Genomic DNA, 15,344 nt, shown 5'->3' with positions numbered 1-15,344 from the left:
TAAACCATCCGGTAGAAGAACCATCCGGTTAGGAGACGCCAAGTATGTCGTCTCTACAATTGACAACCTATGACATTTATAGAACCTGTTATTTTGTGGGGAACGTTGGCCGTCGTTGTTCCGATAGCCATTCACTTCTGGCATCAGAAGCAGGGAAAACCATTGCCCTGGGCAGCTACCCAATGGCTCCTCGAAAAACAGCAACAGCAAAGTCGCGGCCTCCGGCTCGACAACCTACTGCTGCTGCTTGTACGCTGTATTCTGGTTATTCTGTTGGCAGTTCTGCTTGCTCAGCCCATACTGAACTGGGCGTCGAAAAAGCCCGCCATTACCCAGATACATCTGGTACAGCCTAACCCAACAGTCGCCGATAATTTCCGGTTCGAATTAGCTGAAGCGTTAAAAAAAGGGGAGCGGGTCGTTTGGGCAAACCCAGCTTTGGACCCCGTTCAGACCGACTTAAAACCCAGCCAATCACCTATTTCGTTCGGACCACTGACTGTACAATCAGCAATCAATCAGGTCAATCTTCCCAATACGGAGCTGCATTTGTACATCAGTAACAATCAAGCGCTGGCCGATGTACCGGCTATTGCTGTGCCATCACGCTTTAAACTGCATAGTATCGCAGATTCCAGCACGCAATCGCGCCCATACATTGTTGTTAAAAACGGACGCAGGCTATTTCTGAATCGGGCGGGGCAATTGGTCAGCAGCCCAGTACTCGATCCAGCCCTAAAATTCCAGGCAGAACCAACACATGCAGGCCCCATTCGTACACTAATTGCCTTCAAAAATCCGCGTGAGCTACAAACCGTAAAAGCATCGTTGGCAGCTTTGACGGATGTGTATGGGCTGGATTTGCTTGTAGATGAAAAAAGCGCCCCCAATCAATTGTACGATTGGGTATTGACCGACCAGTTACCTACCAATCCATCACCCAAAACCTTGTATGTAGTGTCGGGAACGGTGCAACATCCAACTACTGACAACGTCATTACAACGGACGAAACGCTGACTCCTCAGACGTCAGGACGGGTCGAAACTGGCCAATTGCCTGAGTGGCTGGGCGAATTACTGATCAGGCATTACGGGCTGGTTTCGTTAACGCAGCCGCTGAGTAAGCAGGAGTTGAACGCCTTGTTTGTTTCCTCGGCTAAACCACAAACCGAACAGCAGGCAGGTCTGCAAAATGCCCTTTTCCTGTTGGTACTCGTTATTATAGGAGTTGAACGCTGGATGGCTTTAACCAAGAACGCATGAACGAGCTAAAACGTCTTATATCGTCAGTCACTTACCAGTTGTATGCCAATGCTCTGCTGCGTTGTCTGCTGGTCGCTGCTGCGGTCTATTTGCTGGTAATCACCTTTACGGGTTCTATCCTTTGGTCACTACTGGCCGGTCTGGTCGGATTCGGCGCGTGTGCTTTTGTCAATAAACTGTATCAGGATAAAAAACCACAGGCCATTCGGCTCATTCACCAGACGGTTGGCGATGCCGAATACAGCCTGCCTCTGCTGACCAAACCCCAACTCAACCTGGCCGAACAACTCCAGCTCGACCGACTCAATCAGCAGGTGCAGCAGGTACAAATGCCAGTTGTTGTGCTATCGAAGGCCGGGATGTATAGCCTGTTTTTGATACTCGCCCTTGGGGTTTATGTAGGCTATCCCCGCTTAAGGGCAGCTTCCTCACCTACGAACCCGAAAAAAACGAGCTTCTTATCGGCCATCCTGCCCGAACAGAAACCAGTTGCCCCTTCGTTTGAGTCGGCCAGTTTACGCATCCAGCCACCCGCATACACACGCCTGCCCGAAACAAACTCGTCGAACCTGAATGCCTCTTCGATTGTAGGAGCTACCCTGACCTGGCGCGTTCAATTCAGTGGTACAGGGCGTCTGTCGGTACGATTAGTGGGTAGTAAAGGTCAGGAACTGGCGTTCAAAGCATCCGGCGACGACTTTGTGTACCAGGATCGGTTGATCAATTCAGGCTTATACGGCATCAAAGCGTACTGGCGTACTGAAAGCAACAACGATTCACTAATCTATCAGTCAGACTTTTACCGACTGGAAGCCCGGCCGGATCTGGCCCCTAAAATTGAGCCGGATTCAAAAGAACTGTATCGGTACCATTATCTGAAAGACCCAAAAACGCTGAACATCGGTGCCCGCATATCCGATGATTTCAGCGTTACGCAGACCTTTATTGTTGCAACCGTAGCGCGGGGATCGGGCGAAAACGTGAAGTTCAGGGAAGTAAAAATGCCGCTTAACCCAACCAATTTCAAAGACTCCCGACTCACCAAAACCATCGACCTGAAAGCCCTGAACTTTGCTCCCGGCGATGAATTGTATTACTACTGGGCCGCTTTCGACAATCGCCAGCCCGAACCAAATTTTACCAAATCAGATACGTATTTCGTCGTTTACAAAGACACCACCAAGGCCGAAGAAAGTGAACTGGCAACCATGGCCGTCAACATTATGCCCGAGTATTTCCGAAGTCAGCGGCAGATTATTATCGATACAGAGAAACTGATTGCCGGAAAGAAAAAGATGGGTGACAAGCCTTTCAAGAGCCAGTCCAATGAAATTGGTTTCGATCAGAAAGCCCTTCGGCTTCGGTATGGGCAGTTTTTGGGCGAAGAATTCGAAAAGTCAATTGGTGGTGGTGGTCCTCCTCCCGATGCGGCCCCGGTATCCGGGATGGCGGCTGTTGAAGCCTACATGCATAAGCACGATGAAGGCGAAGGCGACCACTCAGGCCCTGCCCATGCCCACCACGATGATGACGACGATGAACACGGCCACGACCATAATCATGGTGGCGGAACGAGCGACGACAAAGACCCATTGGCGGCTCTTATGGAGCAATACGTGCATAATCACGATGATGCCGAAACCAATACATTCCATGAGCAATCGACCCGATCACTGCTGAAAATGGCGCTGGAAAATATGTGGCAGTCGGAATTGCATTTGCGGCTTTACGAACCCGAAAAAGCCCTGCCCTACGAACAGGAAGCACTGAAATACCTGAAACTGTCGCAGCAAAAAGCCCGGTCGTATGTGAAGAAAACGGGCTTCGATCCTCCGCAGACTAAAGAAAAAGAAACCCGGCTTACGGGTGAGTTCAAGAACGTAACCGATGCGCTTCGGCAGGATCGTCGATACAGTCAGCAACGGATCGAAGCGTTGGTATCGGATGTACTGGGGTATCTGGACCTCCCTCAACTGACGAGTCAACAAAAACAAACGACTCAGCAACTCGGGAATGCACTGGCCGATCAAGTGGTAAGCAGCGGCTTATCGAACTGGTCGGTGCTGGCTAACTTACAGAAACTAGCTACGGGAAAACCGTTATCGGCATCCGAAAAAAACAGCCTTAAAACCCGGCTCTATGCCTTATCGGGTGCCTCCGAACGAACAGGTCCTGCCTACGTAAGCGATAGAAAGCTTCAGCAAGCATTCTGGCAACACCTTAAATAATGGATAATGTAAAATGAATAATGGAAGGAGTCTCGGCCTATTCATTTTACATTATCCATTTTACATTATTCATTAACTACGAATGCATTCAACCGTCAACTGGACTTCACCGATTAGCTGGCTTATTTCGCTGGCCTTATTGGCTTTGCTGGTAATACAAATCTGGCTTATTGCCCGCAATGAGTCGTTGTCCGTAACTCGTAAATGGGTTCGGGGTATTTTGAATGGCTTGCTTTGGCTGTTGCTGGCTGGTTATTTTTTACAAATTCAGTGGCCTGTTGATCGGGCCAATACCCATGCGTTACTCCTTGGCGATGAAGTTCCTTCCGGGTTTGTCCGGCAGATAAAAGATAGCCTTCACCTGTCGAAAAGCTTTACCAGCCGAAATTTCAAACCGAAATATGATTCGGTTACGCTGGTTGGTCAACAGTTTCCTGTCGAATTGCTAACGCAACTAAGTGGAGCCGCCATACGATGGGTTCCCTATAATGCGCCTGATGCATTGCAGACGATTCATTGGAAAGGGATTGTCCGACAGGGCGAAATCCAGCGCGTAACGGGCTTACTGACTTCTTCGAAAGAGCAGTGGCTTCGGCTCCGGTTTGGCAGTAAAACACTCGACAGCTTGCTCCTGCACGAAGGCTCTAATCCGTTTGTGTTCCAGTTTCCGGCATTCGGCAGAGGCCATAGTCAGGTCGAGCTAGTGCTGGGCGGTACCGCACGAAACACAACGGCACTCGATACGCTTCGTTTTTACACCCGACCAACCAATCCGCTCACGGTTCAATTTCTATTAAATAGTCCTGACTTTGAGAGCAAAACGTTGGCCGATTGGCTCGGCAAACACGGCCATACCGTTACGGTTTCAGCGACGTTATCAAAAAACATTGGCAGCAGTCTGAGCATTAATCAGTCAGGAAAAGGAGCTGCTAAAACCACACCCGATCTGATCATTACCGAACCAAGCGATGCCGCCAACCCAATCCTTCGAAAAGCCGTTGCCGATGGTAAAGCCGTTCTGTTTATTAACCTGACGAGCCCCGAAGCCGACAGCCGGGCGATCAATCAGGCACTGGGAAGTCGCTGGCAGGTACGTAAATTCTCGAATGAGCCACAGGTTCCGGTTGGCAATGGTCTGAATGCGCTCCCCTATCGTTTTGCCGATCAACCAACCCAGTTTGCTGTCTCGGGATACCCGGTGGCTGTTCAGCGAACGACTGGCCGTGTCGGGGTCAGCTTGTTATCCGAAACCTATCCACTCTCATTAAGCGGAGATAGTATAGCCTACAGTAGAATCTGGACGGCTATTCTGGCTCGTTTATCAACCTCAAATCAAAATAGTGTTCAGGTCGACGCCCCAATCTACAGACACATCCGGCAACCCATTACAGTCAACAATCCCGCCAATCGACTAACTACGCTACGGATTGGCCAGGACACGCTTCGGTTAGCCTATTCCCCATTGAATGAACGTTCGGCTACTGGTCAATCGTCGTTCAATCAGGCAGGCTGGCAGCCGGTGCAGGATTCACTGGCTTTGTATGTGGGCGGTCCAGATGGAACCCAAACCCGCGACCCACTGCGTGACAGACAGGTAGTTCAGCAATTTTTACGGGCACACGAGCGAGCGCAATTGGTACGTAGCCCAACAGACCAAACTCAAACGGCTTCATTACCCAACTCAACCTGGTTAGTCCTGTTGCTTGTATGCTTTACCGCTCTGTGGGTAGAGCCGAAGATGCGGTAAGCTTTCTACTTCTGAATCATCGACAGAAGCAGTTCAGGCTCATTGGTCGTGATGAAATCAACCTGCTGGCCCAGCAACCAGCTTAAATCAGCTTTGTCGTTTACCGTCCAAACATTGGTAGTGAGTTTCCGTTGGCGAGCGTCCTGAATCCAGGCTTCATTTTTCCGAACGACATTCTGGTGATAATCGAACCCATCCAAATGATCGGCGGCTAATTGCTCCGGTGTTTTATCGCCCATCAAATACGATACTTTAGCTTCTGGGGTCAAAGCCTTTACTTTCTTGCAGACATCGTAATCGAAGGCAATATAGTCGACCCAGGCCTGGGCCTTCATCTGGTGAACCATCTTAACCACACGCTCCGTCAACGCCAGCGATCGCTCCTTCCCAAGTCGTGACGTTTTTATTTCAAGGATCAGCTTTGTTTTCGTCTGCTTCATCCCTTCCGACAAATAAGCAGCTAGGGTTGGTAACGACTCTCCGTTGCTCAGTTTAACCTTTTCCAGTTCAGTAGCGGGCGTTTTTTCGATTTCGATACCCTGGATAGTATGATCGTGGTTGACGAAGAGTACTGAATCGGATGACATATGCACATCGAATTCACTGCCCATACAGCCCAGTTTAATGGCATTCTGGAGAGACGTTAACGAATTTTCGGTTGTACCCGCCTGTTTCCAGGCTCCACGGTGAGCAATCACCTGATTCCGAATGAAGGTATCTTTTACCACCCGGAAAGTATCACGCACTGTTCCTTTCGCCCCAACCCCCTCTACAACAACATCATACCAGGGTCTATCGGCATTAGCCGCTTCCGTTTTAATAGAAAGCAAATTGGCCTTGTCTAGCGAAAACAGTTTGGCGTTAGGACCTTTTAGTGATAACCGCTTTATGGGCTCTTGCGCCTGTAATGCTCCAATGGTTAGTTGCGACGGCGTATAGGTGTAGTTATTGAGAGAAAACACAGATTGCGCCATTCCAGACAACATGCCAGCAGTAGACATAACAACAAGTAGAAAAGCGGCTTTACCAGATAAATTCATGGGAGCGTTAAGCAAATAGTTCAATAAAAAGAGGAAGAACCGACAGAGCTACTTTAATTCAACTGGCTAGTCTTCCAGAAATAGTGTGCGAATAAAGGCTAAAAACAGAAAAAAGGTAATCCCACAGAGATTACCTTTTCGTTATTAATCGTTCACTTTTCTATAAATACGGTGGCTGGTTACCGAAGCGAATTGGTGTTCGTATCCGCTTTTTCGGTCGATTGGCCATGCTGTTTATGTCTATAATGACCATCGCAACCGTCATGATGCGCTCCATAAGGAGGCCCATAATAGCCCCGGTGGCCCCAATAGTGATAACCGGCCGACCGTGGCCCTACGAAAGCCATCAGGCCCCCGAATGTGAGGGCTGCGGCAAGCACCACAGCCCATGGGTTTAAGCGTTGTCTCATTAGTTTCGTCGTTTAAATCGTGGTTGTTCCTTCGTTTGTTTTTGTTTCGGTAGTTTTCCAATCGGAGTAGCCCCCACAACGTCCCTGTTCGAAACGCTGCTTAAACTGGTTGTACTCGTCATCACTCATTTGCCGGATTCGATCGGCAAAGGCAGGCATATAGCCGAAGCGCCGTGACCGCCATCCCCCTCGTCGGAAACGCCCCCCGCCAAAAAGCCGGAACAGCGTACCGATGATGACAAAAAAGAGGATAACGCGCAGCAGGAAGAACGGCATAATGAATAAAGCAGCGCCCAAAAGTACACCAGCTAAAATCGACCTTAACAGATTGTTGTTCATTGTATGTTGTGTTTAATTTGTTGTTCTACATAGGTTGACGAACAAGGACAAAAAATACTTTACGCTTTTCTAAATTTTTTCTAGTTTCGCTTCTTTGCAACCAGAATGAAGTGATTGGCTACGTTTACTTACACAAAATGTTTGCTGTTTGCCATCTGGTATTTTCTGTTCTGTATGAATCTCTAACTAGCATGCGTACGCTCCGTAGTTCATACTTTCATTTTACCATAGTTATTCTGTTCGTTTTGTATAATTAGTGCGTTTGCTGCTTTATCCGCTTCTCTATTTATAGGCCTATGAAAGCCATCCGGTCTATACACCGACAACCGTCGAGTTGGGTGGTTTGTCTCTGTACCTTATTCTGGTTATCACCCTGGGCGCATACCAGCAGAGCTCAGTCATTACCTACCCCAGAAATCATCACCAGTCAACAAGGGCTGCCCCAGGCATTCGTGCCTTCTATCCTGCAAGACAATCAGGGATTTATCTGGATAGCAACCCGAGATGGATTGTGCCGTTACGACGGTAATAGCTTCAAGGTCTTCCAGCCTTCGCCCGAGGGAAAACCCTCACTATCGTCATCAGAAGTAACGAAAATGGTACTAGACCATCAGGGTAACATTTGGATTATCAGCGAAACCGGCGATCTGGATTTGTTTGACCCTGCTCATGAAACCTTTATCAATGTCTCAAGGCAAGCGTTTTATCAACAGCAACTTGGTACGGTAGCGCTGGAATCTATTTATTTTGATTCCCGGAATCGTCTCTGGCTTTGCATTCGTGGGCAGGGTCTGGCACTAGTAGATATTGCGAAAAAGCAGATTCGCCGATACCGAAAGCAAATCGGTCATTCAAGTACATTAGGCAGTGATTCCGTTCGGGCCATTATTGAGGATCGTACCAATAGAAACCATTTGTGGATTGCTACCTATTGGGGGCTCGACCGTCTGGATCGGCGCACAGGTCAATTCACGCACTACCGCCATCAGGCTACTCCCACATCATTGCCAGAAAACCTTGTAAAAGATTTGCACCAGTTGCCAGATGGTACGATTCTGGCTCGGTCTGTCAGGCATGTAAGTCTGTTCGACCCCCAACTAGGTATTGTTCGGGAAACATATCCATTACCTGTACAGGAGGCCTGGTGGAACTGGACACCGCTGGTAGCCTCTCAAGTCCCCAACATCCTTTTATCAAATGCAACCCTCTTACTCCAATACAGCAAAAATAAAGGGGTAACCGAGTTTGTCAGACTCCCCCAGGGCTTGCAGGCACAAAGCTTGTTTATCGACCGTTCGGATGTACTTTGGGTTGGCACAAATGGAGGAGGAATACTCAAATACAATCTCAAAGCCAGCGCGTTCACCGCCACGCCGTATCAGCATTCGTTTTATGCTGATTTACTCATTCGAGAACTTGGAGTCTCCGCTGATCGTATTCCTAAACTACCCGCAGACTGGTCTTATCTGTTTCGATCAACGACTGATAGCAGCGGAAAGATTTGGTTTAATATCCGCACCTCCCCGTTCTACCAGTTCGATCCGTCTACTCGGCAGCTTAACGCCATTCCTTTTCCTATCCATTTATCCCCCGTTTCGTCCAACCTGCCAGTTCCTATGGCGACCGATCCGGCAGGGCACATATGGGCAGTATATGACTCGGTAGCGTTATGGTACGACAACAACCAGCATCAATGGATCCGTTTTAAGCACCAGCTCAGTGAAGTATCGGCTCATACAGAGATCGAGAATATCGTTGTCGACAGGCAGGCGCTCTGGCTGGCAACCAGATCCAAAGGTCTTTACCGGGTCGATCGGATTTCGGGCCAAGTACGCCAATATGCCCACAAGCCCAACGAGGCCAGTTCGCTCAGCACTAACAACTTATTCTGTCTGTTTGCCGATCCGGCTAATCCAGCCATTCTCTGGATCGGTACGTTTGGCAGCGGCTTATGTCGGTTTGATAAGCGAACGGGTATGTGTCAACGATTGACAACCGCCAATGGCCTACCCAATAATGTTATTTATGCAGCCATACCCGATCGGCAGGGTGCCTTGTGGATTGCTACCAATCAGGGGCTGGGGCGCATGGATCGCCGGACATTACGAACGCGTATTTATACACGGGAAGATGGACTAGCAGGTAATGAATTTAACCGCCAACATCTTCTGCAACACCCCAACGGCCGTATTTACCTCGGTGGGCTGGAAGGTATCACCTCCTTCAATCCAGGGAATCTACGGGAAGATACATACCCAACTCCGGTTCAGATCACCTCCGTCCAGATCAATAATCAACCAATGGGCCCCGACGCAGCTCCAGCCCAAACGCTGGCGGACCTTACACTTCCTTATGATAAAAACTTTGTGACGGTTCAGTTTGCTGCCATGCAATATAATCGGCGCAACAAACTCCGCTATCGGTATCAGTTAGAAGGATTAGAGAAAAACTGGACTGAAACCGATAGGCCCATTGTTGTTTACACGGGTTTACAACCAGGTCATTATACCCTCCGCCTGAATGCTGCCAATACATCAGATGTATGGAGTCCGAACATACGTACACTTTCTTTAACCATAAAACCACCTTTCTGGGATACCTGGTGGGCCTACATACTATATATGCTGGCTGGTAGCGGCATAGTGCTTGGGCTAGTTCGAGCGTCGATCCAACGAGGTAAACTTCAGCAGTCGATGCTATTGAAGCAGAGGGAAGTAGAACTGAAGCATCAGGAAGCGGAACAGCTGCGGGCTACCAATGAGATGAAAACCCGTTTTTTCACCAACATCACTCATGAATTTCGTACCCCTTTAACATTGATTCTTGCTCCCGCTGAGCAGATGGTCCGCGAAAATCCAGACCCCAGAAACCGAAAGCGCCTAGTGACCATTGAACAAAACGCCCATCAACTCCTGCGGCTCATTAACCAGTTACTGGATTTGTCGAAGTTGGAAGCCAGTGTTATGCCAGTCCATGAGTCCAGGGACGATATTACGGAATGCCTCAGTCGGTGGTTGCACCCCCTAACTGAACAGGCTATCGTACAGGGACTTGAGCTAACTATTCAGAGCGAAGTATCCGGGACTTATTGCTTCGATGCCGAGAAGTTAGAACGCATTGTCTATAATCTAACGGCCAATGCACTCAACTTCACCAAGTCGGGAAGCATAACGGTTTCGGTAAACAGTATAGATACAGGCATCCGATTGAGTATCGCCGATACCGGAATCGGTATTTCTGCCCAGGACCTCCCTCATATTTTTGACCGATTTTATCAAGCCAATCAGGACTACACAATTACACCAGTCTATCCGGGTACGGGTATTGGCCTGGCGCTTGTTAAGGAACTGGTACTTCTTCAGAAAGGAACTATTAATGCCGAAAGCACGCTGAATAAAGGCACAACATTTACGGTTGAGCTACCTTATCAGAAAGCAGAACCTCAGGTTGAAAACTCAGACTTGTTGGTAGCTGACTCCTGGGGTACCTCAGAAGATCTGGAACGCCCACGTATTCTGATTGTAGAAGACAAGATCGAACTAGCTCATTTAATCGCAGAAAGTTTACCGACCACATATCGCATTCGGCGGGCGGTCAATGGACGCGACGGGTTAGAACTGGCAACCGAACAATTACCTGATCTGGTCATCTCAGATGTTATGATGCCACAAATGGATGGCTTTACGCTCTGCAGCAAATTGAAAACTGACCTGCGTACGAGTCATATCCCGGTTATTTTGCTCACGGCAAAAGTGTCGGCCGAAAATCGAATGGAGGGTTTGTCATACGGTGCCGACGACTATCTGACTAAGCCTTTCCAGATGCAGGAACTACAACTTCGGGTGCATAACCTGCTCACCAGTCGACGCCGGCTCCGGGATTGGATTCGCACCAGCCTAACCACTGTGGAGGGTCAATCGGCCCAACCTACTCCCGAACAGATGGACCCGTTCCTGGATCGCCTTTATGAACTGATGGAGATGAATCTGGGCGATACTGAATTTGGCGTCGACCGCATGATGGTGGAATTGGGTATGAGTAGAACCAATCTGTTCCGTAAGGTAAAAGCGCTGACAGACCTTTCGGCCAATGATTTGCTGCGCCAGTATCGGCTGAAGCGGGCGACTCAACTTTTACGAGCAGGCTATCCTGTTACGGATACTGCCTACCAGGTTGGTTTCGATAGCCCGGCCTATTTTACCAAATGCTTCCGGGAAACCTATCAACTCACACCCCGCGAATTTGCTGCCCAGGCTTGAAAACCTGTACGTCCGGTTTTGCCAGGTATGTTGCTCATGACCGATCTTTTCCCCAACGCCGTCGCCACTCTGTTTTAAATTGAGAACGTTCATCATCAGACATCTGCCGCCATTTTTCACGCCATTGGTGCCGGGGTCCATAAGGTGGTCCTCCACCCGATGGATTGAACCGGAAACCGCCGAACAGAATCCGAAACAGGACCAATAACCCCAATGCCTGCCAATAGGAAACGGCCTTTACTGGCGCAACAGCTACCAGTACCTGGTTCCAGAGCCAGTAAACAACGTACGTTATCCCGAGTAGGGCTACCAGGAAAAATAAAGGAAAAAAGCCAAACCGTCTTCGTCCGTAGCGGGGTCTCATCGTCTTAGAGGTTATCGAGTTCGTCGTAAAGAGATTGAAGCCGCTTCCGCAAGTGCTGAACGGCATAACGCTTTCTTGAAATAATCGTTTTCAGGTTTTCGCCGGTTTCATCGGCTATTTCCTGTAAGGTTCGGTCTTCCAGTTCATTCTGAACAAATACGGTGCGCTGGTTCTCGGGTAGTTCGTCCAGTGCCCGCATCAGTTCATCCCAGAAAATATCCTTAAAAAACTGGTCTTCGGGCGTTCGAGGGTCCGAAAGCAGGATTTCCCGGAGGCTAACGTCTCCTTCGTCGTCTTCAATCATCAATTCCGACAATGGATCTTCCTTTTTCTTCCGATAAGCGTCGGTTATGCGATTGCGCGCTACCTGATAGAGCCAGCCGCTAATACTTTCAATTGCGTCCAGATCAACAACTTTACTCAACTGAAACCAAACATCCTGCAAAATATCTTCGGCATCTTCGTCCGAACGCACCTGCCCCCGGATAAACCGCGACAGACGGTTTCCGTACTCTCTGACGGTACCGATAATGGTGCGCTTCGGTTTTTCAGGCATGGGTCAACGTATACAACGAGTTACGTATCCGTGCGGTCTTTTAGTTCCTTCAACACATCGGCCAGGGTCCGAAATCGATTTGCGTCCCCGATTAAACTTAGTCCCGACATAATGAGCGCGTAACCACCCGTACTGATCCAGAACCAGGGCTTCGCTTTCTGCTCCCTGAGCTTTGCCCCTTCCAGTAATACGGCTAACCCACTGCCCAGTAGCATAGCACCACCGCCACCCAGCAACCAGTATTTAGTAATCAGACTTCGTTCACGTTGTGTTTTCATACAGTTTTTTCTACTATTTCCGTAAGCAAAACCAGGTTTAGGGAGCCAAGTTTACAAAAAATCCAGAAACCTCTTCATGCCCCCGAATCGAGCAGGGAAAATACGCAAAAACGCGGAGCCCGAACAATCCCTGTACCTGTTGGAGAGGCCTTCTACTAGTGTACACGGCTAGTTATACAGAATAGCATCAATGGTTCATGAATACCCCAGGGGCGTTTTCACTGGCTAAACGGTTCGTCGTTCTGTGGGCGATTCAGGGACGTAGTGCGGTATATCGCCAGCCCTGAAATCCACTCATGGCAGGGCCTTTATAAACAGGATGCCAGTTGGCACAGATCAGTACCTTCCCTTTCTGGTTTCGCTGACTATACCAGGTCCAGTTGGCGGCCTCATCAGCGTCGACAATATCAAAGTAGCCCCTTACCTGATCGTCGTATACCATATAGCAAAGCGATCCGATCAAATTTTCTTTCGGCAAACGCGGCATTCGGACTGTCCACCATCGTGGCGTTTCTTCTCCTGGCCAGATCGTTTCGCCATCACATCGTTCAACGACAGCTCGGGCTTTTTCCCATGTTGGAAACCGACTTTTAGGAATCGTAGCAATTATATTTTTCATTCAATAAATGTATAACGAAGTAAACAGTGGCTCATTTGACTTTATACTGAGCATTTAGCACCAGCCCCAATTATATTGTGTGTTTAGTGGTAAAACCATCCCTTTAACTTCCGGTTTACAAAAAATATGTATCTTACCCGCTAGTAATGGCTAGTTCAAATCAGCCCGACACGATTTAACCTCCTATTGTCAATGCCCGTATTCACCCTCGGTATCGAAGAAGAGTTTCAAACCATTGACCCCAGCACCGGCGAGTTACGCTCGCACATGTCGAAGATTGTTGACGGTGGTCAGATTGTCCTTCAGGAACGAGTAAAAGCAGAAATGCACCAGGCCGTTGTTGAAGTCGGAACGAATATCTGCAACAATATTCAGGATGCCCGCCAGGAGGTGACATACCTCCGGAAGATGATTATCGAACTGGCCGAGAAGCAAAACCTCAAGATTGCGGCTGCTGGTACGCACCCATTCTCCGACTGGCAGGAACAGCTTATTACGCCCAATGAACGCTACGACCGACTGATTGAAGAAATGCGGGATGTAGCTCGTTCCAACCTGATTTTTGGGCTACACGTTCATGTCGGCATCGAAAGCCGGAACGAAGGAATCCAGATTATGAACGCAGTACGGTATTTCCTGCCGCATATCTACGCTTTATCGACCAATTCACCCTTCTGGCGAGGGCGCAATACAGGGTTCAAATCGTATCGATCGAAGGTGTTCGACAAGTTTCCGCGCACGGGTATCCCCGATTTCTTTTCGTCGGCTGCCGAATACGACGAGTACATCAATCTACTGGTGAAAACGGGCTGTATCGACAATGGGAAGAAAATCTGGTGGGACATTCGGTTACACCCCTTTTTTAACACCATCGAATTCCGGATCTGCGATGTACCGATGCGAGTCGATGAAACCATTTGTCTGGCTGCCATTATGCAGGCACTCGTTGCCAAAATCTATAAGCTTCACAAGCAAAATCTGAATTTCCGTCCGTATCGACGCATTCTGATCAACGAAAACAAATGGCGGGCGGCCCGATACGGTATCGAAGGAAAACTAATCGATTTTGGTAAACAGGAAGAAGTGCCAACTCATCAGCTTATTCATGAATTGCTTAATTTTATTGATGATGTAGTGGATGAGCTGGGTAGTCGCGCCGAGTGTGAATATGTGCTGAAGATCCTGGAAATGGGTACCGGAGCTGATCGTCAACTAGCTGCTTTCCAACAGACCAACAGCCTGAAAAGCGTCGTTGATTATATTGTCGAGGAAACTTCTTACGGCGTCCTATAGTTATTCTCTGAACCACCGTCGTCAACTAACTAACTGCAATACAACCACCTATGAACTTGATAAAAATAGCCGTTCTGGATATGAATAATAGCCATGCCAATGAAGGCATGCGCTGTATTCTGCACGCGATTCGAAATATCCAGGGGAGCGAGCCAATAGAGCTTGCCCTCGATATTTTCGATGTTCGGTCAAAAGATGAAGTCCCTGATCTGGAGTACGACATTTATATTTCGTCGGGTGGTCCGGGAAGTCCTCTGGCTTCGCCAGATCATTGGGAGGCCCACTATTTTGAACTCATCGACCAGATTATCGACTGGAATAAGCATAACGATCGAAAGAAATATGTTTTCCTGATCTGCCACTCATTTCAATTGGTTGTCCGGCACCTTGACCTGGGCTTATTAAGCCGACGGAAGTCTACCTCCTTCGGCATTTTTCCGGTGCATAAAACGGAAGAAGGTATAGACGAAACCCTGCTGGAAGGACTACCCGATCCGTTCTTTGCCGTCGACTCACGCGATTTTCAGATTACAGAACCCAATATGGAACGGCTGGACGAAATGGGTGCCAGCATTTTATGTCTTGAAAAAATCCGTCCTCATGTGCTACTCGAGCGGGCAGTTATGGCGATCCGGTTCTCGCCCGAAATTATTGGGACTCAGTTCCACCCAGAGGCCGACAACGAGGGTATGTTGCGGTATTTTCTACAAGACGAAAAACGGAATCATATTGTCCTGAATTTTGGCCAGGAGAAATACGATGCGATGGTATCATACTTACAGGACCCGGACAAAATCGCTCTGACAGAGTCTATTATTCTGCCTGGCTTCTTGCGGCAGGCGATCGAAGAGTTAACTGCAACTGATCTGTTTCTCGAACAAAATTAACTTTAGACAGGCTCTCCAGGATGGATTTGATTTATCGTAAATCCATCCTGGAGAGCCTGTC

General features: G+C 48.6%; 13 protein-coding genes. 6 read left to right on the top strand and 7 right to left on the bottom strand.

Going from position 1 to position 15,344, the window contains the following annotated elements; genetic code table 11:
• Nucleotides 1-69: 69 nt before the first annotated feature.
• The 3 genes from BGO59_RS05980 to BGO59_RS05970 all read left to right on the top strand — a co-directional run bounded on the left by BGO59_RS05980 (nt 70) and on the right by BGO59_RS05970 (nt 5,238).
• Complete coding sequence (locus BGO59_RS05980; protein ID WP_293682111.1) at nt 70-1,263, top strand: BatA domain-containing protein; 1,194 nt, start codon at nt 70-72, stop codon at nt 1,261-1,263.
• Nucleotides 1,260-3,491: a hypothetical protein gene (locus tag BGO59_RS05975; RefSeq protein WP_293682108.1), complete on the top strand. Its 2,232-nt coding sequence runs from the start codon at nt 1,260-1,262 to the stop codon at nt 3,489-3,491. The genes BGO59_RS05980 and BGO59_RS05975 overlap by 4 nt, the downstream gene beginning before the upstream one ends.
• An 82-nt stretch (nt 3,492-3,573) precedes the next feature.
• Nucleotides 3,574-5,238, top strand: a complete 1,665-nt coding sequence (locus BGO59_RS05970; protein WP_293682105.1) for a hypothetical protein — start codon at nt 3,574-3,576, stop codon at nt 5,236-5,238.
• Between the two features lie 5 nt (nt 5,239-5,243).
• Here the strand turns inward: BGO59_RS05970 and BGO59_RS05965 are convergent, their stop codons facing one another.
• From BGO59_RS05965 to BGO59_RS05955, 3 genes are all read right to left on the bottom strand, one after another.
• Nucleotides 5,244-6,278 (bottom strand): glycerophosphodiester phosphodiesterase family protein, encoded by a 1,035-nt coding sequence (locus BGO59_RS05965; protein ID WP_293682102.1) that lies wholly within the window; start codon nt 6,276-6,278, stop codon nt 5,244-5,246.
• Nucleotides 6,279-6,457: 179 nt separating this feature from the next.
• Entirely contained in the window at nt 6,458-6,688 is a 231-nt protein-coding gene (locus tag BGO59_RS05960) for a hypothetical protein (protein ID WP_293682099.1), read from the bottom strand.
• Nucleotides 6,689-6,700: 12 nt separating this feature from the next.
• Nucleotides 6,701-7,027 carry a hypothetical protein gene (locus tag BGO59_RS05955; RefSeq protein WP_293682096.1) on the bottom strand — a complete coding sequence of 109 codons (327 nt, stop codon included), beginning with the start codon at nt 7,025-7,027 and terminating at the stop codon, nt 6,701-6,703.
• A gap of 296 nt (nt 7,028-7,323) precedes the next feature.
• On the opposite strand from BGO59_RS05955, the gene BGO59_RS05950 reads away from it, so the two are divergent.
• Entirely contained in the window at nt 7,324-11,286 is a 3,963-nt protein-coding gene (locus BGO59_RS05950) for an ATP-binding protein (protein WP_293682093.1), read from the top strand.
• A 34-nt stretch (nt 11,287-11,320) separates the two neighbouring features.
• On the opposite strand, the gene BGO59_RS05945 is transcribed toward BGO59_RS05950, so the two are convergent.
• The 4 genes from BGO59_RS05945 to BGO59_RS05930 all read right to left on the bottom strand — a co-directional run bounded on the left by BGO59_RS05945 (nt 11,321) and on the right by BGO59_RS05930 (nt 13,103).
• Nucleotides 11,321-11,650, bottom strand: coding sequence for a hypothetical protein (locus BGO59_RS05945; RefSeq protein ID WP_293682090.1), 330 nt, complete (start codon nt 11,648-11,650; stop codon nt 11,321-11,323).
• 4 nt (nt 11,651-11,654) lie between these two features.
• The gene (locus BGO59_RS05940; RefSeq protein ID WP_293682087.1) at nt 11,655-12,206 is read right to left on the bottom strand and encodes a sigma-70 family RNA polymerase sigma factor; all 552 of its coding nucleotides are present in this window, start codon (nt 12,204-12,206) and stop codon (nt 11,655-11,657) included.
• A 20-nt stretch (nt 12,207-12,226) separates the two neighbouring features.
• Nucleotides 12,227-12,484 carry a hypothetical protein gene (locus tag BGO59_RS05935; protein WP_293682084.1) on the bottom strand — a complete coding sequence of 86 codons (258 nt, stop codon included), beginning with the start codon at nt 12,482-12,484 and terminating at the stop codon, nt 12,227-12,229.
• A gap of 253 nt (nt 12,485-12,737) precedes the next feature.
• Entirely contained in the window at nt 12,738-13,103 is a 366-nt protein-coding gene (locus BGO59_RS05930) for a hypothetical protein (protein WP_293682081.1), read from the bottom strand.
• 192 nt (nt 13,104-13,295) lie between these two features.
• On the opposite strand from BGO59_RS05930, the gene BGO59_RS05925 reads away from it, so the two are divergent.
• Together BGO59_RS05925 and BGO59_RS05920 are read left to right on the top strand one after the other, a co-directional pair.
• Nucleotides 13,296-14,396 (top strand): carboxylate-amine ligase, encoded by a 1,101-nt coding sequence (locus BGO59_RS05925; RefSeq protein WP_293682078.1) that lies wholly within the window; start codon nt 13,296-13,298, stop codon nt 14,394-14,396.
• Between the two features lie 50 nt (nt 14,397-14,446).
• The gene (locus tag BGO59_RS05920) at nt 14,447-15,283 is read left to right on the top strand and encodes a homoserine O-succinyltransferase (RefSeq protein ID WP_293682075.1); all 837 of its coding nucleotides are present in this window, start codon (nt 14,447-14,449) and stop codon (nt 15,281-15,283) included.
• Nucleotides 15,284-15,344: the final 61 nt, after the last annotated feature.

Origin of the sequence: Spirosoma sp. 48-14 (assembly GCF_001898575.1) — a bacterium.
Classification (GTDB): Bacteria; Bacteroidota; Bacteroidia; order Cytophagales; family Spirosomataceae; genus Spirosoma.
This window is presented reverse-complemented; position numbering and strand designations above follow the sequence as displayed.